The organism is Bradyrhizobium sp. SZCCHNRI1029, from assembly GCF_032487555.1.
Lineage (GTDB): Bacteria > Pseudomonadota > Alphaproteobacteria > Rhizobiales > Xanthobacteraceae > Bradyrhizobium.
This window is the reverse complement of the sequence record NZ_JAUEUK010000015.1, coordinates 17,060-44,016: the sequence shown is the minus strand read 5'-3', so window position 1 is coordinate 44,016 and position 26,957 is coordinate 17,060. Positions and strand designations below refer to the sequence as shown.

Below are 26,957 nucleotides of genomic sequence, written 5' to 3'. Positions count from 1 at the left end.
ATACGGCCGCGTTGCCTGTGGAGCCGAGGAGATTGCCATGACGGATCTGTCCGCACGGTTGCCGATTGGAGCCGCCGATGTGAATGCACGAAGGGCGGCGCGGCGCGCGGTCCTGGTCGGCCTGCTCGCCTTTTTCAGCCTCGTCGATCTGTTCGCGGCGCAGGCGATGCTGCCGGTCCTCGCGCGCTACTATCAGGTCAGCGCGGCCGAGATGGGGCTTGCCGTCAACGCCTGCACGCTGGGAATGGCGATCGCGAGCCTGGTCATCGGCCTGCTCAGCCCGCTGATCGATCGCCGGATCGGCATCGTCGCCAGCCTTGCCCTGCTCGCCGGCTTCACCGCCTTGCTCGGCAGCGCGCCCGACCTGACGGTGTTCGCAGGCTTGCGCATCCTGCAGGGCCTGTGCATGGCCTCGGCGTTCGCCCTCACCCTTGCCTATCTCGGCGAGCAGTGCACCGCCAGCGAGGCCGGCGGCGCCTTCGCGGCCTATATCACCGGCAACGTCGCCAGCAATCTGGTCGGGCGCCTGCTCTCGGCCGGTCTCACCGGTGCCCTGGGCCTCAAGCCGACCTTCTACGTCTTCGCCGCGCTCAATGTCTGCGGCGCCCTTCTCGCCGCATTCGCGGTCGGAGGCGCGGCCATGCGTGCGCAGGGAACGATGCGGCTGCGCGGCGGGGCCATCGCCGATCACCTGCGCGACCACCGCCTGCGCGCGGCCTTCGGCGTCGGCTTCTGCGTCCTGTTCGCCTTCATCGGCGCCTTCACCTTCGTGAACTTCGTGCTGGTGCGGCCGCCGTTGTCGCTCGGCATGATGGAGGTCGGACTGGTGTATTTCGTCTTCCTGCCCTCGATCGTCACCACGCTGCTCGCCGGCCGGACGGTCGCAAGGATTGGCACACAGGGCGCGATCTGGGGCGCACTCGCGACCGCAGGCCTCGGCCTCGTCCTGATGCTGTCGTCACGGCTCGGGGCGGTGCTGGCCGGCATGGTGCTGGTCGGCGCGGGCACGTTCTTCGCCCAGGCCGTGACCACAGGTTTCGTCGGAAAGACCGCCGCCCACGATCAGGGCGTTGCAAGCGGTCTTTACCTCGCCAGCTATTTCGCCGGCGGCATCATCGGAACGGCCGTGCTCGGCCAGTTGTTCGACCGGTTCGGCTGGACGGCTTGCGTGGCAGGCATCGCCGCCGCGCTCGCGGTCGCGGGATACCTGGCGCGTCGGATGACGCTGCCAGGCGTTCAGGACCGGCTCGGCGCGGCCTCGGGCTGAGCCGGCGGGGCCTGCTCATCATCGTCGGCGATGGCGCGCCAGGCCGCCCCTTCGAGATCCTCATACTGGCCGCTCTTCAGCGACCAGAGAAAGCCGACCAGGCCGGCAAGGCCGAGCGCCAGAGCGAGCGGGACGAGAATGATCATCACTTCCATGACGCGGCCTCCCCGGCCACCTTGCGGGCACGCAGCGCATTCAGCATGACGATGATCGACGAGCCGGACATCGCGGCTGCCGCGATCAGCGGGGTGACGACGCCGCTGATCGCCAGCGGCACCGCCAGGGCGTTATAGCCGACTGCGAGCCACAGATTCTGCCGCATCAGATGCAGCGCCTTGCGCGCGTAGTCGATCGCGGCCAGCACCGGCGCCAGGGGACGACCGAGGAAGACGAGATCCGCGGTGGCTTGGCTCAGATGCGCGGCCGAGATCGGCGACATCGAGACGTGCGCGGCGGCGAGCGACGGCGCGTCGTTCATGCCGTCGCCGACCATCATGACCTTGACGCCCGCGCGCTTCAGCTCCTCGATGCGCGCGATCTTGTCGGCCGGCGTGACGCCGGCGCGCCACTCGCCGATGCCGAGCGCCTTGGCGGCCGCGGCCACCGCCGCCTCGCGATCGCCCGAGAGGATCTCGACCTTGATGCCGCGCCGCTGCAGGCCGGCGACGATCTTGGCGGCGTCGGGGCGCAAGCCCTGCCGCACCGAGAACAGGTACTTGCTGTCGCCGCGGCTGAAGGCCACCACCGAGGCCTCGGGATCGACGCTGCCGGTCTGCGCAACCAGCGCCTCGGCGCCGCAGAAGGTTGGACGTCCCAGCCTGATCTCGACGCCGTCGACGACGGCGCGGACACCCTGGCCCGGCTCCTCGACCGCGCCCATCAGCGGCGACCGCGCATTGGCGGCCTGTGCCACCGCCGCGGCCACCGGATGATGGCTCGACAGCGCGAGCTGGCCGGCCAGCGCGAACACATCTGCAGGGATGTCGGCGGCGTTGACGACCTCGAGCTCCGGCAGCGTCAAGGTGCCGGTCTTGTCGAAGATGACGTGATCTGCCTCGGCGAGGCGCTCGATCGCATCGCCCGCATTGAGCAGCACGCCGGACTTGAACATCGCGCCCGACGCCACGGTCTGCACGGTGGGAATCGCGAGCCCGAGGGCGCAGGGACAGGTGATGATCAGCACGGCAATGCCGGTGACGATGGCGTCATGCCAGCTCGCGCCCATCAGCACCCAGCCGAGCACGGTGAGCGCCGCTGTCGCGTGCACGACCGGCGCATAGAGCCGCGAGGCGCGGTCGGCGAGGCGCATGTAGCGCGAGCGGGCCTGCAGCGCGTTGTCGAGCAGGCGCGTGATCTCGGCGAGCAAGGTGCCCTCGGCCGCGGCCGACACCCGGACGCGCAGCGTGCCGGAAATGTTGAGCGAACCCGCATAGACCGCGGTACCCTGCTCGGCCGGCACGTACAGCGTCTCGCCGGTGATCAGGCTCTGGTCGATCTCGGAGCGGCCCTCGACCACGACGCCATCGACGGCGCAGCGCTCGCCGGGTCGCAGCAGCACGAGATCGCCGGCGCGAACGGCGGCGACCGGTACCTCCGAAATCTCGTCGGGGCCGATGAACTTGGTCGCGGTCTCCGCCTTCAGCGCGGCGAGATTGCCGGCGACCGCGCGAGTCCGCCGCCGCATGTTCTGGTCGAGATAGCGGCCGACCAGCAGGAAGGTCAGCAGCATGATCGCGGCGTCGAAATAGGCGTGCTCGGCGTGGTGGAAGGTCTCGACGACCGACATGCCCAGCGCCAGGATCACGCCGATGCAGATCGGCACGTCCATGTTGACGTTGCCGCTCTTGAGCGCGCGCCATGCCGAACGGAAGAACGGCTGGCCGGCATAGGCCGCGGCCGGCAATGCGATGACGGCCGACAGCCAGTGGAAGAAGTCGCGCTGCTCCGGCAGCATGTCGCTGACATTGCCGGACCACACCGGGATCGACAGCATCATCACGTTCATGGTCGCGAACGCGGCGACGCCGAGACAGCGCAGCAGGAAGCGCGATTCCTCGGCCTCGGTGGCCTCGGCGCTTGCCTTCTCGAACGGATAGGCCTTGTAGCCGAGTTCGGCGAGGCGGTCGATGAACTTGGCCGGATCGAGCGTGCCCTGCTTCCATTCCAGCGCGACGCGGCGGTCGGTCAGGTTGACCCGCGCGAGCGTCACGTCGGGCAGTGCCGAGAGGCCGCGCTCGATCTTGGCCATGCAGCCGGCGCAGCTGACACCCTCGACCGCGAGGTCGATGTGCTTCAGGCCGGCGCCGAGATCCTTGACGTAGTGGGAGAAGTCACGCGTCACATGCATGATCGGAAGTCCCTTCAGTTCAGCAGCACGCGGTTCTTCGACATGAACAGGCGGCGGCCGCTGGAATCACCTTCGAGCACGAGGTCCCACTGGCCCGGCGCGATCGCCTCCGCCGTGCCGCGATAGATGCCGATGCCGACCTCGGCGAGGGCGACGTCCTGATCCGCGCGCTTGTCGGCCGGACGCTCGAGCCGGCCCTGGAAGGTCAGGCCCGAGACGGGATTGCCGCTTGCGTCGCGCGCGTTGACCTGCAGGATGGCGGCGCCGCCGGCGCTACGCTCGATATGCGCCTCGACCTGCCAGCGCCGCGCCTCCTGGGCGCGCGCCGCCGCGATCTCCTTCTCGTAGCCGAGGCTGGCGCTGTAGGCGCTGTCGACCTCGGTGCCCGGCAGGGTCGAGATCGCCATCTTCATCATGTAGACGTTGACGCCGATCACGGTCCCGAAGAAGGCGAGGAGCATCGCGAGCACCATGCCTCCGGTCAGCTGGAAAGAAGGATTGGAACGGCTGGCCATTGACAGGCTCCTTAGCTCTACGGGCTGACGAAATTGTCGGTGGCGGAGGCGACGACGCCGAGACCGATATCCGTCACATGGAACTTCACTGGGATGGACTTCGCGGGATTGTTCTCCTCGGGAGCGGTCACCAGGAGGCGCAGCTCCTCGGTCTGGTCGCGCCCGATCACGATCATAGGCCGGTCCGGCGTCACCGAATCCGCACCGACGACGTGGACGGTCGAATTGGCAGGCCCCTCGATGTCGATGGCGATGACGCGATCGAAGCCGTGCTTGTTGAGGACGCGCACCGTATAGGCATTGCGGATCGAGCCGTCGGACAGCTTGATCGCGATCGGATTGCGATCGTGCAGCACGTTGACCTCGAGCAGCGACCGGGTCGCGAGCTTGTAGACCATGGCGCCGCCGACCACGGCGATGATCGCGGCATAGACGATGGTCCGCGGGCGCACGAGCTTGTAGATCGGCGGCTTGCCTTCCTGCCGACGATGGATGTTGATGTCGTTGTCATAGCCGATCAGCCGCGTCGGGCGGCCGATCTTGGTCATGACGGTATCGCAGGCGTCGATGCAGAGGCCGCACTGGATGCAATCCATCTGGGCGCCGTCGCGGATGTCGATGCCGGTCGGGCATACCGCCACGCATTGCTTGCAATCGATGCAGTCGCCGGCCGGCTGGCCGAGCGCCCGCAATTCGGCGGCCTTCTTGACCGACATGCGGCTCTCGCCGCGGTCATAGCGGTAGGTGACGTTGAGCGCCCATTCGTCGGTCAGCGCCGCCTGGATGCGCGGCCACGGGCACATATAAACGCAGACCTGCTCGCGCATGAAGCCGGCGAGCGTGTAGGTCGTCGCGGTCAGGATCGCGATCCAGACATAGGCGAGCATCGGCCCCTGGAAGGTGATGAGATCCTTCACGAGCGTCGGCGCATCGCTGAAATACAGCACCCAGGCGCCGCCGGTCCACCACGCGATCATCAGCCAGATCGAATGCTTGAGCACGAGCTCCGAAATCCGCTCCAGCTTCATCGGGTCGCCGGAGGCATCCTTCTTCATGCGCTCCCGCCGGTCACCCTCGATCAGGCGCTCGACGGCATAGAACAGGTCGGTCCACACTGTCTGAGGGCACAGATAGCCGCACCAGATACGGCCGCCGATCGCGTTCATCAGGAACAGGCCGATGGCGGCGATGATCAGGAGGCCGGTGAAGTAGTACACCTCCTGCGGCCACAGCTCGATGAAGAAGAAATAGAAGCGGTGGTTCGGGAAGTCGATCAGCACCGCCTGGTCGGGCGCGCCGAGGCCGCGATTCCAGCGCACGAACGGCAGGAAATAATAGACGCCGAGGCAGAAGCCCATCAGGCCCCATTTGATCCGGCGGAAAGTGCCCGAGACGCTCTGGGGATAGACCTTCTTGTGCGCAGCATAGAGCGGACCGTAATCGTCCACGGGCTGCAGGTCCTGAGGCTTCAGGTCGTCCGGTCTTACCGTCTGGTTCATGGCTGGCGGATCATGGCTGGGGGGTCTTCTCGCAGTTGCGGCCGAAGGTATGTCCACCTCCGGCCGCTCAGTTGATCCAGCTCAATCGAAGGGAAAGTTCCGTTGGATTTCCGTTACTTTCCGCCACCCAGCGAGTGGACATAGACCGCCATCGCCTTGATCGTGGTCGGGTCGAGACGGCCCTCCCAGGCCGGCATGACGCCGGCGCGACCATTGGTGATGGTCTCGATCAGGGTCGCCTCGTCGGAGCCGTACAGCCAGATCTTGTCGGTGAGGTTCGGCGCGCCGAGCTCCGGATTGCCCTTGGCGTTGTCGCCATGGCAGGCCGCGCAGTTCTCGGCGAAGACCTTGGCGCCGGCCTTGGCGTCATAACCCGGCCGGGTCGGCAGGCCCGCCAGCTCCCGAACGTAGTTGGCGACCGTGACGATCTCCGCCGGCTTCAGGACACCGTCCTTGCCGAAGGCGAGCATCTGGCCCTCACGCGTCTTCGGGTGACCCGAGCGCACGCCGTACAGCAGGGTCTGCTGGATCTGCTCCAGCGAGCCGCCCCACAGCCAGTCGTCGTCGTTCAGGTTCGGGAAGCCCTTGGCGCCGGCCGCGCCGGTCCCGTGGCAGGCGGCGCAATTGTCGCCGAACACCGTCTTGCCCTTGGCGCGCGCCAGGGCCAGCATCGCCGGATCCTTCTCGATGTCGGCGAGCGAGGCGGTCGCGAGCGCGGCCATCTTGGCGCCGCGGATCTTCTCGAGATTGGCAAGCTCGACCGCCACGTCCGCACGGGACGAGTAGCCGAACAGGCCCTGGGTGTTGCTGGAGATGGTCGGCCAGGCCGGATACACGATCCAGTAGCCGATCGCCCAGACGATGGTGATGTAGAAGGTGATCACCCACCACCGCGGCAGCGGGGTGTTGAGCTCCTTGATGCCGTCCCAGGCGTGGCCGGTGGTGGGGGTGCCGGAGACACTGTCGACTTCGGTATGGTCAGCCATGATGAATTAATCCTCCCGCAACGGCATGCTCGCCGCCTCGTCGAAAGCGGCCTTGTTGCGAGGCCAGAGGGCATAGGTCACGATCGCGATGAAGATCGCGACGAAGATCGGGGTCCACAGCGTCGTCACGAGTGACGACGCGATGTTTTCGACTGCAATGATGGGCTTCATGATGTTCGCCTCTGATCTCAGCGCAGATTGGCTTTTTCGTTGTAGATCTTGAAGTCGACCAAGGTGCCGAGCATTTGCAGGTACGCTACCAGCGCATCCATCTCGGTCGGCGCACCCGCCTTGCCGTCGAAGTTGCGCACCACCGCCTTCGGATAGCGTTTGGTGAGCGCCTCGGCACCGGCACCGTCCGGATCGACCTGCGCCTTGAGGTCGGCGGCGGCGTTGGCGATCTGGTCGTCGGTGTAGGGCACACCCACCGCCCGCAGCGTCTTCAGGTGATCGGCGACGTTGTCGGCGTTCAGCTCGGTCTCCTTCAGGAAGGGATAGCCGGGCATGATCGACTGCGGGACGATGGCGCGCGGGTTGGTCAGGTGGGTGACATGCCAGTCGTCGGAGTACTTGTTGCCGACGCGGGCGAGGTCAGGACCCGTACGCTTGGAGCCCCACTGGAACGGATGGTCGTACATGCTCTCCGCGGCGAGCGAGAAGTGGCCGTAGCGTTCCACTTCGTCGCGCAGCGGACGAACCATCTGCGAATGGCAGAGATAGCAGCCCTCGCGGACGTAGATGTTGCGGCCGGCCAGCTCGAGCGGCGTATAGGGACGCACGCCGTCGACCGCCTCGATCGTGCTCTTCAGGTAGAAGAGCGGAGTGATCTCGACGAGGCCGCCGATCGCGATCACCAGCAGGATGCCGATGACCAGGATGATCGAGTTCTTCTCGAAGACTTGGTGTCGTTGCCAGAAAGACATGGTTGATACCTCACTCCGCCGGCTGAAGGGCGACGGGCGACTGAACTTCTTCCTCACCGACACGGACCGTCATCCAGAGATTGTAGGCCATGATGAGTGAGCCGATCAGGAACAGCGCGCCACCGGCGGCACGGATGATGTAGAAGGGGTGCATCGCCTCGACGGTCTCGATGAACGAGTATTCGAGGAAGCCGAGCGCCGTGTAGGACCGCCACATCAGACCCTGCAGGATGCCCGAGACCCACATCGCGGAGATGTAGAGCACGATGCCCAGCGTGGCCGTCCAGAAGTGCCAGTTCACGAGCTTGAGGCTATAGAGACCCTTGCGGTTCCAGATCCACGGCACCAGGCAGTACAGCGCGCCGAAGGAGACGAAGCCGACCCAGCCGAGCGCACCGGAGTGCACGTGACCGATGGTCCAGTCGGTGTAGTGGCTGAGCGAGTTGACCACCTTGATCGACATCATCGGACCTTCGAAGGTCGACATGCCGTAGAAGGCGACCGAGACGACCAGCATGCGCAGCACGGGGTCCGTCCGCAGCTTGTCCCACGCTCCCGACAGGGTCATCAGGCCGTTGATCATGCCGCCCCAGGAGGGCATCCACAGCATGATCGAGAAGGTCATGCCCAGGGTCTGCGTCCAGTCCGGCAGCGCCGTATAGTGCAGATGGTGCGGGCCGGCCCAGATGTAGAGGAAGATCAGCGCCCAGAAGTGGATGATCGACAGCCGATACGAGTAGATCGGACGCTCAGCCCGCTTCGGGATGAAGTAGTACATGATGGCCAGGAAGCCGGCGGTCAGGAAGAAGCCGACCGCGTTGTGGCCGTACCACCACTGGAACATCGCATCCTGCACGCCACCCCAGGCGATGTAGGACTTGGAGCCGAACAGCGACACCGGAAGCGCCGGATTGTTGCCGAGGTGCAGAACCGCGATCGTGACGATGAAGGCAAGATAGAACCAGTTCGCCACGAAGATGTGCGGCTCCTTGCGCTTGATGATCGTCGTCAGGAAGACCAGCAGGTAGACCACCCAGACGATCGTCAGCCAAAGATCCGAGTACCATTCGGGCTCGGCATACTCCTTGCCCTCGGTGACACCGAGCAGATAGCCCGTGCCCGCGATCAGGATGAAGAAGTTGTAGCCGATCACCACGAACCAGGGCGCGAGATCACCGGCGAGACGCACGCGGCAGGTTCGCTGCACGACGTAGAACGACGTCGCCAGCAGCACGTTGCCGCCGAAGGCGAAGATCACCGCCGAGGTATGCAGCGGCCGCAGGCGGCCGAAGCTGGTCCACGGCAGGTCAAAGTTCAGCGCGGGCCAGGCCAGTTGCGAGGCGATGATGAGTCCGACCGTGAAGCCGGCGATGCCCCAGAACATCGACATGAACGAGGCGAACTTGATCGGACCGAGATTGTAGTTCGGCCGACCATTGATCTCCTGCGGAGGCAGCTCGCGGCGCTCGAAGTAGCGGTTGAGGATGAAGAAGACGGACGCCGCGCTGGCGGCAGCCGCGAGCGAGGCGTGGAACGCGAAGGCCGTATCCAGTGCCTTCGCCGCAGCGAAGACGCACAGGAAGGCGGTGACGGCAAAAGTGAGCGACAAGCCACTTTCGCCGATGGTCATGGATTTTGTGGATGAGGACGCGCTCATGCGGAATCTCGCTGAAAGAACACGAGCCCAGCAACCACAATCGTTCACACGTGGAATTGATCGAAATCAACTTTGCGACCAGTTCGCCGGTAAACAGGCGGAGTGTTGCACGACGACGCGGTCCGACGCGGTTTCGCTCGCAGACACGGCGACGGCCGGCATGCAGCGATGCATGCCGGCCGTCATTAGACGTTCGTAGCAGGCTTCGGACTCAGCGCGCCGCGCTCAATCCTTGGCGGCAGCCGCCAGCGCTCGCACGATGTCCTCGCGCGCCACGATCCCGACCACGCGGTTGTCGGCATCGGTCACGGGAAGGCTGCGGATGCGATGCTCGACCATCAGTTGCAGCACGCGCGTCAGCTTCGTATCCGGCCTGACGTAGATGAACTCGGACGTCATCACGTCGGCGACCGTCCGGTTCATCAGGTCGCTGTAGCGCGGCAGCATCTGATTCGGCGTGAAGGCAAAGCATTTCAGCACGTCGAACTTGGTGACGATGCCGATCACCTCGTCGTTCTCGACGACGGGGTAGGTGTTGAAATCGTCGCGGTCGAACATCTCGCCGAGCTCGCGGATCGTCGTCTCCCGGGTCACGGTCGTGACGTTCCGCGTCATGTAGTTGCCGGCGGTTTCCTCGAGAAATCTATACAAGGCGGCAATCCTGTTCTCGAATGGAGCGGGTCGAATTTCAGTGCGACAGCAGAACGCAACGCTCGCTGCGCGTCATCAGATGCTCGGTGACCCCGCCGAGCACGAGCTCGCGGAATCGGGAATGGCCATAGGCGCCCGCCACGACGAGACCGGCCGAAACATCGGCGGCGACGGCGTCGAGCGTAGCCGCAACGTTGCGCCCCTGCCCCGGTTCCGCGACGCGCGCCGATGCGACGATCTTGTGACGGCCGAGCCATGCGACGACGTCCGCAAGATGCGCCGCGCAGGCGTCATATTCCGAGGCGGTTTCCGGGATCTCGGCGACCACGACGCCGCTCGCCTTGGCGAGCAGCGGCAGGGCATCGGTCAAAGCGCGGCGCGCCTCCGGCGTCTCCTTCCAGGCCACCAGCACGGTCCCGAGATCGAGGCTGCTGACGTTGTCCGGCACCACGAGCAGCGGGCGCCCGGCCTGCATGACGAGATCCTTGGGATTGGCGACCGCGAACGCATCGGACACCCCGGGCGGCACGCCGCCGGTGACGAGAATGTCGGCGGCACGGGCCTGCGCCAGCACGTAGCGCGCGGGGAAATCCACGGCGCTGCGCCAGCTCAACGACGCAGCCCGGTCACCCACTGCGGTGCGGAACTGCTGCTCGAGCTCGGCCAGTCGATTCCGCAGCGCGGCCTCACCCTGCTCGATCAGATCCTGCGCCTGCTCGCCGGTCGTGAAATACAGCGGCGGCGCGAATTCCGCGGCCGCCACGCCGATGACACCTGCGTCAAAGCGCGCCGCCAAGTCGGCCGCGACCTGAAGGCGGGCCTCATTCGGCTGACTGAGCGCAAGGCTCACCATGACAGTCGCGAACGTCATCCCGCCTCTCCAAACATTGCTTCCATGCAGCTCTTAGAGGTGAAATCACCTGCCGTGATGAGATAGATCAAGGTGCGGCGGTGAAGCACGGGCGGCAGGACACCGTTGGAACCCGGCCCAGGATCGGAGAAAGCCTTGAATTGTCGAACCAAAGTTTAAGTCGGGCCGGGTTGCAGGGGCGCAATCTGGTATAGGATACCGCGGTGGTCGGCCTCCCGGCCGCGGCGGCAACGGCGAATCGGACAACGGCGAATCGATCAAAGGCCTCGAATTGCGCGACTTCACCCACCCCTTCCCGGATGCATCCGCCAGGCTCGACGACGCTCCCGAGGACGCTCGGAGGCTGGGCTTCGGCGCGTGGGATCTCGATCTGGCCTCGGGCGAGTTCTACTGGTCGGTGACGACGCGGAAGCTGTTCGGCGTGGCGGCCGATCAGCCGGTGACCTACGGGTCCTTCCTGGCGCTGCTCGCGCCCGAGGATCGCGCGCCGGTCGAGGCGGCGATCGAGGATTCGCGCCATCGGAGCACCGGGTTCGACATGTCGTTCAAGGTGTCCGGCGGCGGCCACTGGATTCGCGTGCTTGCCGGCGTGGTCCCCGACGAGGCCGGCGCGCCGCATCATCTGCGCGGCATCGCCCTCGACATCGACCAGGAGAAGCGGCTGGAGGAGACGCTGCGGCTGCGCGAGCAGCATTTCCGCTCGATCCTGGACACCGTGCCGGACGCGATGATCGTGATCGACGGCAGCGGCACGATCCAGTTCTTCAGCTCCGCGGCGGAGCGGATGTTCGGCCTCACCGAGGCAGAAGCGGTCGGCCTTGACGTCAGCGAATTGATGCCCGAGCCGGACCGCTCGCGCCATGCCGGCTACCTCACCCGCTACCATGCCAGTCGCGAGCGCCGTATCATCGGCATCGGCCGCATCGTGACCGGCCGCCGCCGCGACGGCACGACATTCCCGATGCATCTGTCGATCGGCGAGATGCAGTCCGGCGGCAAGCCCTATTTCACCGGCTTCGCCCATGATCTCACCGAGCATCAGCAGACCCAGGCACGGCTGCGGGAACTGCAGTCGGAACTGGTCCACGTGTCGCGCCTCAGCGCCATGGGCGAGATGGCCTCGGCGCTGGCGCATGAGCTGAACCAGCCGCTCGCCGCGATCAGCAATTACATGAAAGGCTCGCGTCGGCTGCTGGCCGGCAGCAGTGATCCGAACACGCCCAAGATCGAGAGCGCGATGGACCGCGCCGCCGAGCAGGCGATTCGCGCCGGCCAGATCATCCGCCGTCTGCGCGATTTCGTCTCGCGCGGCGAATCGGAGAAGCGGGTCGAGAGCCTGTCGAAGCTGATCGAGGAAGCCGGCGCCCTCGGCCTTTCCGGCGCCCGCGAGCAGAACGTCCAGTTGCGCTTTCAACTCAATCCGGAGGCCGATCTCGTGCTCGCCGACCGGGTCCAGATCCAGCAGGTCCTGGTCAATCTGTTCCGCAATGGACTCGAGGCGATGGCTCATTCCGAACGCCGCGAGCTCAGTGCGACAAATTGCAGACTCAGCGACGACTTGATCGAGGTCTCGGTATCCGACACCGGAACGGGATTCCACGACGACGTCATGCCCAATCTCTTCAAGACCTTCTTCACCACCAAGGACACCGGAATGGGAGTCGGCCTCTCGATCAGCCGGTCCATCATCGAGGCCCATGGCGGGCGCATGTGGGCCGAGAACAACGAAGCGGGAGGCGCGACGTTCCGCTTCACCCTGCCCGCGGCCTCCACCAAGGTTGAGCACGATGGCTGAACGGGCCAAGGTCTATGTGATCGACGACGACGAGGCGATGCGGGATTCGCTCAACTTCCTGCTCGATTCATCAGGCTTTGACGTCACGCTGTTCGAGAACGCGGAGGTCTTTCTCGGCCGACTGCCGATGCTCCCTTTCGGCTGCGTCGTCTCGGACGTGCGGATGCCCGGCATCGACGGCATCGAGCTGCTCAAGCGCATGAAGGCCGCCGGCAGCAGCTTTCCGATCCTGGTGATGACCGGCCATGGCGACGTGCCGCTCGCGGTCGAGGCGATGAAGCTCGGCGCGGTCGATTTTCTGGAGAAGCCGTTCGAGGACGAGCGACTGGTCGCCATGATCGAAACGGCCATCCAGCAGGCCGAGCCGGCCGCGAAGAACGAATCGGTCACGCAGGACATCCTGGCGCGCGTCGCCAGCCTGAGCCCCCGTGAGCGCCAGGTGATGGATGGACTGATGGCCGGTCTCTCCAACAAGCTGATCGCGCGCGAATACGACATCAGTCCGCGCACCATCGAGGTCTACAGGGCCAACGTGATGACCAAGATGGGAGCGAACAGCCTCTCCGAGCTGGTGCGTCTGGCGATGCGCGCAGGCGCGCTGAAGGATTGAGCTAGATCAAGCTACCTTGACAGAATCGAGTGTTATCTTGCGCCTCGGTTCAACATCACATTCTCGCGGCACGTGCGATGTCGGCTCACACAAAACCTACGGTCTACGTAGCCGACGACGATGCTGACGTCCTTGGCTCGCTGCGCTTCCTGCTGGAGGCCGATGGCTTCGACGTGCGCACGTTTCGCAGCGGCACCGCGCTGCTCAAGGCCTCGGACCACGCGCCCGTCGACTGCTTCGTGGTCGACTACAAGATGCCGGAGATCAACGGCGTCGAGCTCGCCGAACGGTTGCGCAAGCAGGGGGCGACCGCGCCGGTGGTGCTGATCACGGGGCACTACGATGACCGGCTTGCGGCGCGCGCGGCGGCCGTCGGGATCCAGGATTTCCTGCTCAAGCCGCTGCTCGACGACAATCTGGTGAAGCGGATCCGCAAGGCGATCGCCAACGACCATTCGGGTACCGCCCAGCGCGTCTCCTGAGCGGGCCGGCTACGTATATCTACGTAAGGAACCCCCCTTAAGATAACGGCCGAAATGTCCTTAACGGGAGCCGCCGTGTACCACATCGCCATCCGCCGCAAGGAGATGGTCATGCTCAATCAGTCGATTACCAATTCGGTCGTCAGCACCAACGCCCCCCACGCCGTCCCCTCTGCTGTCGTCTCTCCTGCCGCCAATCCCTTTGCCGAGATCACCGGCCATGCCGGGCTCATCGCCAGCGAGTTCTCCTACAAGAAGGACGAGGAGATCTATGGCGAGGACGAGCCGGCCGAGTACGTCTACCAGGTGATCTCCGGCGCGGTTCGCAGCTACAAGCTGCTCTCCGACGGCCGCCGCCAGATCGGCGCCTTCCATCTTCCCGGTGACGTTTTCGGCCTCGAATTCGGCTCCATGCATCGCCTCGCCGCCGAGGCCATCATCGATACCACCGTGCGCCTGGTGAAACGCCGCAGCCTCGAACAGGCCGCAGGCGTCGACGTCGCGGTCGCCCGCAAGCTCTGGACCATGACGGCCGGCGATCTCCGCCATGCCGAGGACCACATGCTGCTGCTGGGCCGCAAGACCGCGATGGAGCGCGTCGCGACCTTCCTGCTCGAGATGGACCGCCGCCTCGCCGTCGCCGGCATGATGGCGCTGCCGATGTGCCGCCGCGATATCGGCGACTATCTCGGCCTGACCCTGGAGACCGTGTCGCGCGCGCTGTCGCAGTTGCACAGCCAGGGCGTTCTCGGCTTCTCCGGTGCCCGCCAGATCGTGCTGCGCAACCGCCAGCGTCTGCGCAGCATGGACGCCTGAGGCGCCCTGCCCGTTCACGCCCTGCGCCGGCGGTGCCCGGTCTCGGGCATCAGCAGCGCGATCAGAAGAAGACCTGTCAGCGCCACGCCCGACAGACCGATGAAGGCGGTGGCGCTGCCGTAGCGGTCGCTGGCGAAGCCGGCGACGACGGTGGACAGCGATCCGCCGATTCCGGACGCCGTCCCGACGATTCCCTGCGCCAGATTGAAATGCCCGCTGCCGAAGGCGACGTCGGCCACCGTCAGCGGAATCATGACGGCGAACACGGCCGCCGTGACGCCGTCGAAGATCTGCACCGCCACCAGCACGTAGGGATCGTGCACGACCGCGAACAGCGCGCCGCGCATCGCGAGCGCGGCAAACCCGAGCATCAGCAGCGGCCTGCGGCCCCATTGCTGCGCGACCGCGCCGACCGAGGGCGAGGTCAGCGCCACGATCGCCTGCGGCACCACGATGCAGAACGCGATCAGCATCGGCGCCCATTCGCTCGATTTCGTCGTCACCACGCCGGCCATCAGCGGCAGCATCGCCGCATTGGCGAGTTGCAGCAGGAACACGCCGAGCGCGAACACGAGCAGCGCGCGCTGGCGCAGCAGGCCGAGCAGATTCGACAGCCGCGCGACCTCCTTGTCCTCGTGATCGGCCCGGCCGTGCGCCCGCGCGACGTCGATCTCGCGCTCGCGGATTCGCGACAACGCGATCAGCGTCGGAAAGGCGAGAATGAAGGTGACCAGGAACACGGCGCGGCTGGACAGCAGATAGCCGCAGGTGCCCATCACGGCCGCGGCCACACCATTGCCGAGCGACGCGAACCGCGCATTGCGGCCGAGCCGCTCCGCCATGCCGCGCGGCCCGACCAGGCCGAGGCTGATCGCCGCGATCGCAGGTCCCAACACGCAGCTCGCCGCCGCATGCAACGTCGCGGCAGCCGCGACCACGGGAAAGATCGGCCAAGCCGCATAGGCCAGCGCGCAGCCGCCGATGGCCGCGATGGCAAGGCCGGCGACGCGGCGCTCGGATCTGGCCGCATCGATGATCGCGCCGCCCGGCATCTGCCCGATCAGCCCGACGACGCCGCCGATCGACAGCACCAGGCCGATCTGCGCCTGCGTCCATTTCTGCGTCGTCAGATAGACCGCGATGAAGGGACCGAAGCCGGTCTGCACGTCGGCCAGGAAGAAGATGAACCAATCCAGCCCGCGCAGGCTCTGCCGCGACGGCGCCGGTCTTGAAGTCTGGCCATGATCCTCCCCGGCATCCGGACGCGCGCCCGCCTCTGCCGCGCCGTCAGGCTCGGGCTCCCGGTCAGGCGATCTCGACGGCCGTGCAATCGGCATGGCTCTCACATCTCAACTCATCTCAACTCATGAGGCTGACGGGACAGAACATCCCCACCATGTTCCGCTGCACGCGCAGGCCGGACCGGCAATCTCACGCATCAACTCAATGATCGAAATCCCAGGGAGACAGCTTGCCGGACGCGCCGAGCACGACGACGGGCTTGTCCTCCTTGTATTCGGGCGCGGCCTTCACCTGCTCCTTGGTGAGGTCGAGCGTGACCTGGTCGCTCTTCTCGGCGATGTGCTTGAAATCGAGCGCGGTCCAGTCGACCACGATCTTGCGGCTGCCGACGCCGAGAAAGCCGCCGAAATCGATCACCGCGGCTCGCACCGTGCCGGTGGAATCGACGATGACGTCGACGATGTGGCCCATGTCCTCGCCGGTCGAGCTGCGCACGTCGCGACCGAGCACGCCATGCGCATCGCGCGCGCCGAGGATGGTGACCGAGGGCGGCGGTGCCGGCTCCTTCGCGGGCGCCGCGGCATCCTTGGCAGGCGGTGCCGGCGACGGCTGCTGCGCATGCCCGTCGCCGACATACGGACCGATGAGCAACGGCAGCGTGACGAGACAGCCGCAAGCAGCTCGGTGGAGAGCGGGTTTCAACGCCATCATTGCGCCAGCACCAGCGAGACCTGGATCTGACCGCGCCGCCGCAGCACCTCCATGGAGATGTCCTCGCCATGGCGGCGAATGCGCAGGTCGATCGTGGAGCTGCCGAGCCTGAGATCGCGCAGCACCACCCAGTCCAGGAAGGCGGGCAGCCGCGGATTGCGCAGACGGATCTCGCCGCGCGCGGCGTCGAACTCGAGCCCGAGCGCCGCCTCGAGCAAGGTGAACGGCGTCGCGCTGGCCCAGGCCTGCGGCGCGCAGGCCACCGGATAGAGCGTCGGGCCGCGATGCTTCTCGCGCCGGAAGCCGCAGAACAGCTCCGGCAGCCGGCGCAGATCCATGTAGGACGCCGCTTCGAACAGGCCGCCGAACACCTGCTCGACCGCATGCTTGAGGCCATAGCGCGACAGGCCGAGCGCAATCAGCGCATTGTCGTGCGGCCAGATCGATCCGTCGTGATAGGACATCGGATTGTAGCGCGCTTCGCCGCAGGCCACGGTGCGGATGCCCCAGCCCGAGAAGAAATGCGGCCGCAGCAGTTCGGCGGCAAGCTTGCGGGCGCGATCCTCGCGCACCATGCCGCTGAACAGCAGCTGCCCGGCGTTGGACGTCCGGACGCGGCAGGGCTGCTTGTGGCCGTCGAGCGCGAGCGCATAGGTGTTCAGATCCTCGCACCAGAAGGCGTCCTCGAACCGTTCCGCGAGATCAGCGGCCTCGGCCTGGAGCCGGTCCGCCATCTCGGCCTTTCCGAGCCGACGGGCGCAACGCGCCGCCAGCTGCTTGCCGGCAAACACATAGCCCTGCACCTCCGCAAGCGCGATGTAACCTTCCGCGAGACGTCCATCGGCATGGAACACCGCGTCGTAGGAGTCCTTCCAGCCCTGGTTGGCGAGACCCTGCTCGGAGGCGCGCTGATATTCCACGAAGCCATCGCGATCGGGATCGCCGGGGCCGTCGATCCAGCGCAACGCCAGCTCGATCGCCGGCCATAACTCCCTCAGGGTGTCGATGTCGCCGGTGCGCTCGATATAAAGCCCGGCGAGCAGCACGAACAGCGGCGTGGAATCGACGCTGCCATAATAGCAGCCGAACGGCACCTCACGCAGCGCCGCCATCTCGCCGCCGCGCATCTCGTGCAGGATCTTGCCGGGCTCGGCATCGGACAGCGGATCGGTCGTGCGCGCCTGATGCACGGCGAGCCGGCGCAGGACGCCGCGGGCAATGCGCGGATCGACCCACAGCATCTGCATCGCGGTGATCAGCCCGTCGCGACCGAAAGTGGTCGAATACCAGGGAATGCCGGCATAGGGATAACGCCCCTCCGGCGTATCCGTCATCAGGATGTTCAGATCGGCCGCTGCCTGGCACAGCACCTCGTTGAGGATGTCGTTGGAGGTCTCGATGCTGGCGGCGCCAACGGTGCATCGGCGCATCTCTCGGCGATGGGCGAGCAGGCTGCGGAAAAAGGGCCGGGGCCGCTCGCCGGCCTTGGCGTTGCACATCACGGCCACGAACAGCGAGGCCGATTCCTGCGGGGCAAGGTCGAAATGATAGGTTGCGACATTGACGGTGAGATGCGTCGGACGCGGATCGAAGCTCACGTCGGTGGTGCGCAGGACATTGTCCAGGCCGCGATAGTGCAGGACCACCTCGGACGGGTCCACCAGCCGGCTCGAGCCGATGCCGCGCCGCGGCCGCACGGTGCCTCGCACCTCGAAAAGGTCGGCAAAATCATTGTCGAATGTCAGCTTGAGATCGAAGCTGGCATGGCGATCGCCATGGTTCTGCAGCCCGATGCGCTGATAGGCCGTGCCATGCCAGAGAAAGATCGTGCGCACGATGTGCAGCATATCCTTCGGCAGCACCAGGCGGCCCTGGCTGTAGATGTCGGGATTGGTGAGATCGACGGTCAGCGCGGAGTTGTCGTCGCGCAGGCTAGAGCCGAGCAGCAGGGGCTGAACGTCGTCCAGCGTCAATTCGAGCCGCGCGAGATAGCGCGTATCGGCGTTGAAGAGACCGTCCGGTCCGCCGGCCGAGGCGCCGATGTCGCCATGGCCGTCGAGGACGATGAACGTATCGTCGTGCTTGAGCGAGCGCCGCGGCCGGGACGCCGGCCCCGTCATGGGAATATAGAACGGCTGCTCGACAGGCTCGTCCGTCTGGGTGATCAACGACAGTGTGCTTGCGACTTCGGCGGACATGTTGGCCTCATGCGATGTTGAAGTGCCCAGACAACCGAGAGTGCACGTTCTCGACGCGACCCGACGCTACGATCAGGCGGCGAACTTGGCGAGCCGGTTCATCTCCTGGGTGACGAGCTCACGATACGGGCCCTCGTCCTGCATCAGCCGGTCAGGCGCGCCGTCCTCGATGATCCTGCCCGATTTCAGCACCACCACGCGGTCAAAATTCCGCAAGGTCGCAAGGCGATGCGCGATCGCAATGACGGTGCGGCCGCGCATCAGACGACTCAACGCCTCACGGATGGCCTCCTCGGACTCGCTGTCGAGCGCGGCGGTGGCCTCGTCGAGCAGAAGGATCGGCGCATCCTTGAGGAAGGCGCGCGCGATCGCGATGCGCTGGCGCTGCCCGCCCGACAGCTTGACGCCGCGATCCCCGACCATTGTCTGCAATCCCTCCTGCAGCGTCTCGACGAAGTCGCAGCGCGCCGCGATCGCCGCCCGCAACACCTCGTCGTCGGTCGCACTCGGACGTCCGTAGCGAATGTTCTCCAGAATGGAGCGATGAAACAGCGAGATGTCCTGCGGAACCACCGAGATCGCCTCGCGCAGGCTCTGCTGGGTGACCTTGGCGATGTCCTGGCCGTCGATCGTGATATGCCCGGCTTGCGGATCATAGAACCGTTGCAGCAGCGTGAACAGGCTCGACTTGCCGCCGCCGGACTGTCCAACCAGGCCCACGCGCTGGCCCGGCTGCAGGCGCAGCGTGAAATTCTCGAACAGCTTGTGACCGCCAGGATAGTGGAAGGTGATGTTGTCGAAGGCGATGGCCGCACCGCTCTTGACCAGCGGCTCGGCCTGCGGGTCATCGCGCAGCTCGTGCGGCTGCAGCAGGGTCGCGATCGCCTCGCTCATGCGCGCCACGTGCTGGGTGACATCGACCAGCGCCACCGCCAGATCCCGCGTCGCGTTGAGAATGCAGAGGCCGAGCGTGCAGACCAGCACGACGTCGCCGGTCGTCGCCCCGCCCCGCTGCCACAGCGAGATCGCCCACGCCATGAGCGCGATCGTCAGCACGATCGTCACCGTCGCGTGCAGAATGCGCAGCTTCTCGAGGTAGCGGAGACTGCGCCCGCGTGCCTCCAACTCCCTGTCGACCGTCGCGTCGAACCGGTCGTGCTCGTGGCGCAGGCCGCAGAACGCGCGCACCAGCGGCATGTTCGAGATCACGTCGACCATCTCGCCGTCGACCATGGCCGCCTTGTCGGCGAAATCGTCATGCAGCGGCTTGCCGGCGGCCGCCAGACGGAACATCGCCGCCACCATCATCGCCGCGATCAGCAGCAGGCCGATGGCCATCGGGCCGCTCACGGTTCCGATCAGGCAGATCGCCGCGACCGTGGCGAGGCATGGCGGCAAGACGTTCCAGACGAACATGTTCTCCACGGTGAACACGGCGTTCGACGTCGCCGTGATGCGGCTCGACAGCATGCCGGGCAAACGGTCGCCGAAATAGCTCGGCGAATGCCCGGTGAGATGACGGAAGATGTCGCGCCGGAGATCTCCGGTGACACGGACGAAGGTGAAGCTCGCGATCCAGCTGGCGACACGCCAAAGAATGTTGTCGGTCGCGATCAGCGCCATCAGCAGCACGAACGCGGCCCAGACGTTGCCGCCGCCCGCAGGCCCTGCCGAGAGGCTGTCGACGAGGGATTTCACGCCATATTGCGTGCCTACCGAACAGGCAACCGCACCGATGACGGCCATCAGAATCACGAGGTGGGCGGTGGGGCGCTTGCGCAGATAGCGCATCACGAAGGGAAAGGGTCGGTGCGCGTAGCCAGAAAGCTGATCCATGGTCTTCCCGTTGATGAGCGAGGTCGTGGCGACACCTGATGCGGCCAGATGAACGACGAACGGTTTCTCGGGTTCCGTGCGCCTTCGCGGCGCAACCTGCCCTCCGACGATGCCGCGGCAGCAGCGTTGGAGAGCGGGGATGGCATCAATGAGACGGCACGGAACACGTTGTGTCGAAGAAAGAGTGATCGCGTGAATGGAACTTCGCACATGCGACAACGTTCCCGCTGTGGCAGTGCCGGTGCCATTGGGGATTCATCCATGATCGGTCACGAACAGGAGACGATGAGATGCGCATTGCGCAAATAGCTCCATTGACGGAGGCCGTGCCTCCGAAGCTCTACGGCGGCACTGAGCGGGTCGTCCATTGGTTGACCGAAGAGCTCGTTGCCCTCGGACACGACGTCACCCTGTTCGCCAGCGGAGATTCGCAGACCTCGGCGAAGCTCTCTCCGACATGGCCAAAAGCTCTGCGCCTCGACGGCTCGGTGAGGGATCCGAACGCGCTGCACATGGTGATGCTCGAAAACGTGCGGCAGCAATGCGACGACGAACAGTTCGACATTCTGCACTTCCACCTCGACTACTACCCGTTCTCCCTGTTCCACCGGCAACCCACACCGTTCCTGACCACCTTGCACGGCAGGCTCGATCTTCCGGAGCACCAGCCGGTGTTCTCGGTCTTCAAGGATGTTCCCGTCGTCTCGATCTCGGACTCGCAGCGCCGGCCGGTGCCGAATGCGAACTGGGTGCGCACCGTGCTGCATGGACTGCCCGCAACGCTCCTGATTCCCAAGCCGGTGACGCCGAGCTATCTCGCCGTGCTCGGACGCATCGCCCCGGAAAAGGGTGTCGACCGTGCCATCAAGATCGCCATGCGCTGCGGGATTCCGCTGAAGATCGCGGCCAAGATCGATCGCGCTGACCAAGACTATTATGAGCAGACGATCCGTCCCTTGATCCACGGCAATCCGCTCGTCGAGTTCATCGGCGAGATCAGCGATCACGAGAAGCCGGAGTTCCTGTCCGGCGCGCTCGGCCTGCTGTTGCCGATCGATTGGCCGGAGCCGTTCGGCCTGGTGATGATCGAATCGATGGCCTGCGGCACGCCCGTGATCGCCTACAACCGCGGCTCGGTTCCCGAAGTGATCGACGACGGTGTGACCGGCTTCATCGTCGAGGACGAGCTCAGCGCGGTAGCGGCCGTCAGTCGCCTGCCCGAGCTGAGCCGCGCCCGCGTGCGCGCGCAGTTCGAGCGACGCTTCACCGCGCGCCGGATGGCGCTCGACTATCTCGCGGCCTATCGCAGCCTGATCGACATCGCTGCGCCGCGCATCCGGCTGGTCAGCAGCGCCGAATAGCATGAGGAGGCCGGGCAAGTTCGGCGAGCCCGGCCTCCGCCTCATCTCAGGTGACGGCAGCCCGCTTCGGCTCGACGATCTCGAACATGCGCGGGAACTCGTCCATCAGCGACATCAGCTCGGCCAGCCGCATCGGATTGCCCGCGAAGCTGATCTTCCCGGCGGCGACCGCTTCCGGAAAGCTCGTGGCCTTGGCAATGACCGCATCGAGCGTCGAACGCGCCAGCGTGAACCCCGCATCGGCGGTCGACGCCTGCACGCCGACCGCATAGGTCAGCGCACAATTCTGCAAGGTGAGCACGAAGCGCTCGCCGGTGTCGGTGAACGTCCAGTTCAGCACGATATGCTTGCCCTCCGCCTTGGGCCCGTTCAGCCTGACCCCGAGCACGTCCCATAGCTGCTCGGTGCGCAGCGCCGCCAGCGTCTCGCGCGGCAGGCCGGGCCGAGCCGGAACCTCCGGCATACCCTGGCGCAGCTCCTGCGCGCCGAACAGATAGGCATTGCGCCAGGTCGCACTCTCGGCGGCATAGCCGAGCTGCTCCAGCGTGTCGGCCAGCAGCGCGCGCGCCTCGGCATTGTCCGGCTCGGCGAAGACGAGATGACCCACGACCTGCGCGACGAAGCGGTATTCGCCGTTGGCAAAGTCCGCGCGCGCCCGCGCCAGCAGCGCCTCTGCCCCGCCCATATAGGAGACGTATTTCCGGCCGGCCTCGACCGGCGGCAGCGGATCGAGATTGACGGGATTGGCATCATACCAGCCGAGATATTTCTGGTAGATCGCCTTTACGTTGTGGCGGATGTGGCCGTAATAGCCGCGCGCATGCCATGCCCCTTCGAGGCTCCGGGGCAGCCTGATCTGCTCGGCGATCTCACTTGCGGTCAGGCCATGATTCATCAGCCGCACGGTCTGGTCGTGGGCAAATTTGTAGAGATCGCGCTGTTCGCGGATCATGCCGTCGACACGGCTCGCGCCCCATATCGGCCAATGATGCTGGCCGCACATCACCTCCGCCTTGCCGCCCCACAGTTGCAGCGCCTCGCCGAGATATTTCGACCACGCCAGCGCATCGCGCACGTCGGCGCCGCGAAACGGCAGCAGGTTGTGGAAGTTGTGCGTGCAGTTCTCGGCGAGGTTCAACAGGCGATAGCGCGGCACGAAGAAATGCATCTCCGCCGGCGCCTCGCTGTTCGGCGCCATCTGGAATTCGAAGGTGAGACCGTCGATGACCCGGGTGTCCCCGGTCGCCATGATCAGGTCGGTCGGCCGCAGCAGCGCAACGGCTCCCGCCGCCATGGTCTTGCCGAGCCCACAATCGACATGGCCCTTCGGCCCCTTCGCGAGCAGCGGCCCGAACTGATATTGCGCCCGGCGCAGCATCGCAGGGCCGGCGATGATGTTCTCGGAGACCGCATGCTCGATGAACAGGTTCGGCGCGATCAGCGGCACGCGGCCGCTGGCCATCGCGTCGTCGTCGACCACGCCGCGCGCGCCGCCCCAATGATCGGTGTGGGTATGCGTGAACATCACCGCCGTGACCGGCCTGACGCCGCGGTGCTGGTAGTACAGCTCCAATGCGGCCTGCGCGCCCTCGATCGAGGTCAGCGTGTCGACCACGATCACGCCGGTGTCCCCCTCGATCAGCGTCATGTTGGCGATGTCGAGCCCACGCACCTGGTAGACGCCGGGCACGACCTCGAACAGGCCGTGATGCATGTTGAGCTTCGCCTGCCGCCACAGGCTGGGATTGACGGTCGGCGGCGCCTGCTCCGCGTCAAGGAAGTGGTAAGGCGCGAGGCTCCAGACGGTGCGCCCCTGCGCCGTCGTCACCTTGGCCTGATCGATCGTGCCGAGAAAGCCGCGGGCGGCATCATCGAAATCGGCGGTGTCGCCGAACGGCAGCGCCTCCAGCACGGCCTGCTGCGCTGCGCTCACGGCCGCGCTGGCCTCCTTCGGATCCTTGGTGCCATCTCCGCTGACCGGCGCGCTCATGACTGTTTCCTCCGCAACGACGTTGGCACGATGCTAGTGCGCGGGATCGCGGAGCGCAAATCGCGGGCCGCAGAACAGCCCCTCAGAGCACGTGATCGACGGCCTCGTCGATGGCGGCATAGACCGTCTCGACATCCCCGGCGGTGACGCAGTAAGGCGGCATGACGTAGATGGTGTGGCCAAGCGGACGCAGCAGGACGTCGCTGTCGCGGAAGAAGGCCTGCAGCTTCGGGCCGACCTCGGCGAGGTAGCCCGGCTCGTCGGCATGGAGATCGAGCGCGGTGATGGTACCGCAGCGCCGCAGGTCGGAAAATCGCTCGTCGTAACGCAGGCGGTCGAGGCAGCGCTCCTGCGCGGCCGCGACGGCGGCGACCCGGGCCCGCGTCTGCGGCTGCCGCCACAGCTCGAGATTGGCGCTCGCTGCCGCGCAGGCGATGGGATTGGCGGTGTAGGAACTGGAGTGAAAGAACGTGCAGGCGCGGTCGGTCGAATAGTGCGCCTCGTAGATAGCGGGACTGCACAGCGTGACCGCAAGCGGCATCGCGCCTCCAGTCAGTCCTTTGGCGTAGCAGGCGATATCGGGGGCGATGTCCGCCTGCTCGCAGGCGAACAACGTGCCGGTGCGGCCCCAGCCGGTCATCACCTCGTCGGCGATGAACAGCACGCCGAACGCCTTGCAGATCCTGTGCATCTCGCGCAGCACCTCGGCCGGATACATCAGCATGCCGCCGGCGCCGAGCACCAGGGGCTCGACGATGAAGGCGGCCGGCCGGTCCTTCTCGCAAATTGTTGCGAGCGCATCCAGAGTCGCCTGTTCCCGGCCCTGCACTGGAAACGGGACGACGGCGACGTCGAACAGCAGCGGCTCATAGGCCGCATTGAACACGCCGCGCGCGCCGACCGACATCGCGCCGATGGTGTCGCCGTGATAGGAATGCTGCATCACCACGATGCGCGAGCGCGGCTCGCCGATGTTCTTGAAGTAGCCGAGCGCCATCTTCAGCGCGACCTCCACGCTGGTGGCGCCGCTGTCAGAGAAGAACACGTGCGTGAGGCTCGGCGGCACCAGCGCGAGCAGCCCGGCGGCCACCTGCTCGGCCGGCTCGTGGCTATGACCGGCGAAGATGACCTGATCCAGCCGCTCGGCCTGGTCCTGGATCGCGCGCACGATATGCGGATGGCAATGGCCGTGCGTGACCACCCACCACGACGCGATCGCGTCGATGATCCGCCTGCCGTCGGCGGTGAAGAGATAGGCGCCCTCGCCGCGCGCGACCGCCGTCATCTCGGGCTGGAGCGCATGCTGCGTGAAGGGATGCCAGATCGGCGAGGTTGCCTTGCGCATCATGGTTCGAAATCCGTGCGCTGGAATTGGGTGGCGAACACGTGCTGCAGCGATCGCGCCGTCAGCGGCGTGACCCAGGGCAACCGGCCAAGGCGCCTCACCTCGCCGAGCCGGCAGATCGTATCTTCGTTGTCGTCGTGGCCGTCGCCGATGAAGGCGATGCCGAACACGTCGATGCCGCGACTGCGCAGCGCCGCCAGCGACAGCAGCGAGTGATTGATCGTGCCGAGACTGGTGCGCGCGCAGAGCACGACCGGCAGCTGCCATCGCGCGAAGACATCGAGATAGAGCGTTCCGGAATCGAGCGGCACCATGACGCCGCCGGCTCCCTCGATCACGACAGGCCGGCCGGCGGCCCGCGGAGGACGGAGGCGGAGCGGATCGATGCTGATGCCTGCGAGGCGTGCCGCGCGATGCGGCGAGGCCGGCTCGGCCAGCCGATAGGCTTCGGGCAGCACGCGGTCGTCGCCGAGCTCGGCGAGCCGCTGGACGCAGCAGGAGTCCGTCTCCTCGGCAAGGCCGGCCTGAACCGGCTTCCAATAGCAGGCCCCGAGCAGCGCCGTGAGGCCGGCGGCGAACACCGTCTTGCCGATCCCGGTGTCGGTCCCGGTGACCACGATGCGCAGCGTCATGGCCGCGGCCTTCCGATCTCGTCGGCGAGCGCGTCGAGCAGCGCCGCGATGGCCGGCTCGTCGATGTTCAAGGTCAGCGACAGCCTGAGCCGCGCCGTGCCCGGCGGCACCGTCGGCGGGCGGATGCCGCGGACGTCGAAGCCCCGCGCCTGCAGCGCGGCAGCCAGGTTCATCGCGCGCGCATTGTCGCCGACGACGCAGGGAATGATCTGCGACGGCGACCAGCTTTCACCGAAGCGCGCGGCGATCGCGCCATGGGCGAAGGCAACGAGCTGCGCCAGCCTCCGCTGCCGCTCCGGCTCTTCCCGCAGGATCGCAAGCGCCTCCATCACCGCCACCGCCATCAGCGGCGACGGCGCCGTGCTGAAGACGAAAGGCCGGCAGCGATTGATCAGCGTGTCGCGCAGCACGCGGCTTGCGGTGACCAGCGCACCGGCTGCGCCCAACGCTTTGCCGCAGGTGTGAACGGTCACGACGCTCTCGCGTCCCTCGTAGGCTGCGGCCAGACCGCGGCCCTGCGCGCCGTGGACCCCGGTCGCATGGGCCTCGTCGATCAGCAGAAAGGCATCGTGGCGCTCGGCGATCGCGATCAAATCCGCCAGCGGCGCGAGATCGCCATCCATGCTGTAGAGGCTTTCGACGACGATCCAGGGCCGGCCCACCCCGCCGCCCCTGCGCCAGATCAGGATCGCGTCCTCGGCCGACTGGGCGTTGTTGTGGATGAACTGGCACGTCTCGGCACGGCCGGCGCGCGCGCCTTCATGGGTGCTGGCATGAACCAGCGCATCGAGCACCAGCAGGTCGTCGCGCTGCGGCAGCGTGGTGAGCACGGCGAAGTTCGCCATGTAGCCGGAGCCGAAGAACAGCGCGCTCTCGGCACCGAAGAAGCGCGCCGCGTCCGCCTCGAGCCGTTCGTGCTCCTCGCAATTGCCACGCAGCAGGCGCGAGCCGCCGGCGCCGACCGGCGTGCCGGCCTCCATGGCCGCGGCGACCGCGCGCTTCATCCGCGGAGCCTGTGCGAGACCGAGATAGTCGTTGGAGGAGAAATCGAGACCGGCCCGTGGACTGAGGCGCCGCAACCGGTCATCGGCCGCGAGTCTCTGCAGACCGTCGGAATAGATCGCCAATCTGTCGGACGGCATGGGCATGGCTCCGCTCTCTTTCGGTCAGCCGCGGACGTGGACCGGCACGACAAGGCAGTTCCGGGGGCGCCGTCGCGCCGA

General features: G+C 66.3%; 24 protein-coding genes. 6 read left to right on the top strand and 18 right to left on the bottom strand.

Annotation, left to right across the window (positions count from 1 at the left end; all coding sequences use genetic code 11):
- Positions 1-37 precede the first annotated feature (37 nt).
- Complete coding sequence (locus QW861_RS30990; protein WP_316193908.1) at positions 38-1,267, top strand: MFS transporter; 1,230 nt, start codon at positions 38-40, stop codon at positions 1,265-1,267.
- On the opposite strand, the gene ccoS is transcribed toward QW861_RS30990, so the two are convergent.
- The 10 genes from ccoS to QW861_RS30940 all read right to left on the bottom strand — a co-directional run bounded on the left by ccoS (position 1,237) and on the right by QW861_RS30940 (position 10,716).
- On the bottom strand, positions 1,237-1,422 hold the full coding sequence (gene ccoS, locus QW861_RS30985; protein WP_315715707.1) for a cbb3-type cytochrome oxidase assembly protein CcoS: 186 nt from the start codon (positions 1,420-1,422) through the stop codon (positions 1,237-1,239). The two genes, QW861_RS30990 and ccoS, sit on opposite strands and share 31 nt — an antisense overlap.
- Complete coding sequence (locus QW861_RS30980; RefSeq protein WP_315715706.1) at positions 1,413-3,614, bottom strand: cation-translocating P-type ATPase; 2,202 nt, start codon at positions 3,612-3,614, stop codon at positions 1,413-1,415. Before QW861_RS30980 ends, ccoS begins: the two co-directional genes overlap by 10 nt.
- A gap of 14 nt (positions 3,615-3,628) precedes the next feature.
- On the bottom strand, positions 3,629-4,129 hold the full coding sequence (locus QW861_RS30975; RefSeq protein ID WP_315715705.1) for a FixH family protein: 501 nt from the start codon (positions 4,127-4,129) through the stop codon (positions 3,629-3,631).
- A 17-nt stretch (positions 4,130-4,146) separates the two neighbouring features.
- Positions 4,147-5,628, bottom strand: a complete 1,482-nt coding sequence (gene ccoG, locus QW861_RS30970; RefSeq protein ID WP_315715704.1) for a cytochrome c oxidase accessory protein CcoG — start codon at positions 5,626-5,628, stop codon at positions 4,147-4,149.
- A 113-nt stretch (positions 5,629-5,741) separates the two neighbouring features.
- Positions 5,742-6,614, bottom strand: a complete 873-nt coding sequence (gene ccoP / locus QW861_RS30965) for a cytochrome-c oxidase, cbb3-type subunit III (RefSeq protein ID WP_315715703.1) — start codon at positions 6,612-6,614, stop codon at positions 5,742-5,744.
- Between the two features lie 6 nt (positions 6,615-6,620).
- Complete coding sequence (locus QW861_RS30960; protein WP_315715702.1) at positions 6,621-6,785, bottom strand: cbb3-type cytochrome c oxidase subunit 3; 165 nt, start codon at positions 6,783-6,785, stop codon at positions 6,621-6,623.
- Positions 6,786-6,802: 17 nt separating this feature from the next.
- The gene (gene ccoO, locus QW861_RS30955) at positions 6,803-7,537 is read right to left on the bottom strand and encodes a cytochrome-c oxidase, cbb3-type subunit II (protein WP_172236801.1); all 735 of its coding nucleotides are present in this window, start codon (positions 7,535-7,537) and stop codon (positions 6,803-6,805) included.
- A gap of 10 nt (positions 7,538-7,547) precedes the next feature.
- Positions 7,548-9,194 (bottom strand): cytochrome-c oxidase, cbb3-type subunit I, encoded by a 1,647-nt coding sequence (gene ccoN / locus QW861_RS30950; protein ID WP_315715701.1) that lies wholly within the window; start codon positions 9,192-9,194, stop codon positions 7,548-7,550.
- Between the two features lie 225 nt (positions 9,195-9,419).
- Positions 9,420-9,845: an HPP family protein gene (locus QW861_RS30945; protein ID WP_315715700.1), complete on the bottom strand. Its 426-nt coding sequence runs from the start codon at positions 9,843-9,845 to the stop codon at positions 9,420-9,422.
- Between the two features lie 37 nt (positions 9,846-9,882).
- Complete coding sequence (locus tag QW861_RS30940) at positions 9,883-10,716, bottom strand: universal stress protein (RefSeq protein ID WP_315754197.1); 834 nt, start codon at positions 10,714-10,716, stop codon at positions 9,883-9,885.
- Between the two features lie 271 nt (positions 10,717-10,987).
- Here QW861_RS30940 and fixL point away from each other — a divergent pair, with 271 nt between their 5' ends.
- From fixL to QW861_RS30920, 4 genes are all read left to right on the top strand, one after another.
- A complete protein-coding gene (fixL, locus tag QW861_RS30935) occupies positions 10,988-12,511 on the top strand; it encodes a sensor protein FixL (protein WP_409998690.1) in 1,524 nt (507 codons plus the stop codon).
- Positions 12,504-13,121, top strand: a complete 618-nt coding sequence (gene fixJ, locus QW861_RS30930) for a response regulator FixJ (protein WP_315715698.1) — start codon at positions 12,504-12,506, stop codon at positions 13,119-13,121. Before fixL ends, fixJ begins: the two co-directional genes overlap by 8 nt.
- A 77-nt stretch (positions 13,122-13,198) precedes the next feature.
- On the top strand, positions 13,199-13,603 hold the full coding sequence (locus QW861_RS30925; RefSeq protein ID WP_315715697.1) for a response regulator: 405 nt from the start codon (positions 13,199-13,201) through the stop codon (positions 13,601-13,603).
- Positions 13,604-13,714: 111 nt separating this feature from the next.
- Positions 13,715-14,419, top strand: a complete 705-nt coding sequence (locus tag QW861_RS30920; protein WP_315754250.1) for a helix-turn-helix domain-containing protein — start codon at positions 13,715-13,717, stop codon at positions 14,417-14,419.
- Between the two features lie 14 nt (positions 14,420-14,433).
- Here the strand turns inward: QW861_RS30920 and QW861_RS30915 are convergent, their stop codons facing one another.
- The 4 genes from QW861_RS30915 to QW861_RS30900 all read right to left on the bottom strand — a co-directional run bounded on the left by QW861_RS30915 (position 14,434) and on the right by QW861_RS30900 (position 20,406).
- Entirely contained in the window at positions 14,434-15,756 is a 1,323-nt protein-coding gene (locus tag QW861_RS30915; protein WP_315754199.1) for an MFS transporter, read from the bottom strand.
- 106 nt (positions 15,757-15,862) lie between these two features.
- Positions 15,863-16,372, bottom strand: coding sequence for a PRC-barrel domain-containing protein (locus QW861_RS30910; RefSeq protein ID WP_315754201.1), 510 nt, complete (start codon positions 16,370-16,372; stop codon positions 15,863-15,865).
- Positions 16,369-18,570 carry an amylo-alpha-1,6-glucosidase gene (locus QW861_RS30905; protein WP_315754204.1) on the bottom strand — a complete coding sequence of 734 codons (2,202 nt, stop codon included), beginning with the start codon at positions 18,568-18,570 and terminating at the stop codon, positions 16,369-16,371. The genes QW861_RS30910 and QW861_RS30905 overlap by 4 nt, the downstream gene beginning before the upstream one ends.
- A gap of 72 nt (positions 18,571-18,642) precedes the next feature.
- Positions 18,643-20,406, bottom strand: coding sequence for an ABC transporter ATP-binding protein (locus tag QW861_RS30900; RefSeq protein ID WP_316193907.1), 1,764 nt, complete (start codon positions 20,404-20,406; stop codon positions 18,643-18,645).
- Positions 20,407-20,696: 290 nt separating this feature from the next.
- Here QW861_RS30900 and QW861_RS30895 point away from each other — a divergent pair, with 290 nt between their 5' ends.
- The gene (locus QW861_RS30895; protein ID WP_315754208.1) at positions 20,697-21,767 is read left to right on the top strand and encodes a glycosyltransferase family 4 protein; all 1,071 of its coding nucleotides are present in this window, start codon (positions 20,697-20,699) and stop codon (positions 21,765-21,767) included.
- A 46-nt stretch (positions 21,768-21,813) separates the two neighbouring features.
- Here the strand turns inward: QW861_RS30895 and QW861_RS30890 are convergent, their stop codons facing one another.
- The 4 genes from QW861_RS30890 to QW861_RS30875 all read right to left on the bottom strand — a co-directional run bounded on the left by QW861_RS30890 (position 21,814) and on the right by QW861_RS30875 (position 26,876).
- Positions 21,814-23,757 carry an alkyl/aryl-sulfatase gene (locus tag QW861_RS30890; RefSeq protein WP_315754210.1) on the bottom strand — a complete coding sequence of 648 codons (1,944 nt, stop codon included), beginning with the start codon at positions 23,755-23,757 and terminating at the stop codon, positions 21,814-21,816.
- A gap of 82 nt (positions 23,758-23,839) precedes the next feature.
- Positions 23,840-25,105, bottom strand: coding sequence for an adenosylmethionine--8-amino-7-oxononanoate transaminase (locus QW861_RS30885; protein ID WP_315754212.1), 1,266 nt, complete (start codon positions 25,103-25,105; stop codon positions 23,840-23,842).
- A complete protein-coding gene (gene bioD / locus QW861_RS30880; RefSeq protein WP_315754214.1) occupies positions 25,102-25,734 on the bottom strand; it encodes a dethiobiotin synthase in 633 nt (210 codons plus the stop codon). Before bioD ends, QW861_RS30885 begins: the two co-directional genes overlap by 4 nt.
- Complete coding sequence (locus QW861_RS30875; protein ID WP_316193906.1) at positions 25,731-26,876, bottom strand: 8-amino-7-oxononanoate synthase; 1,146 nt, start codon at positions 26,874-26,876, stop codon at positions 25,731-25,733. Before QW861_RS30875 ends, bioD begins: the two co-directional genes overlap by 4 nt.
- Between the last annotated feature and the right edge of the window lie 81 nt (positions 26,877-26,957).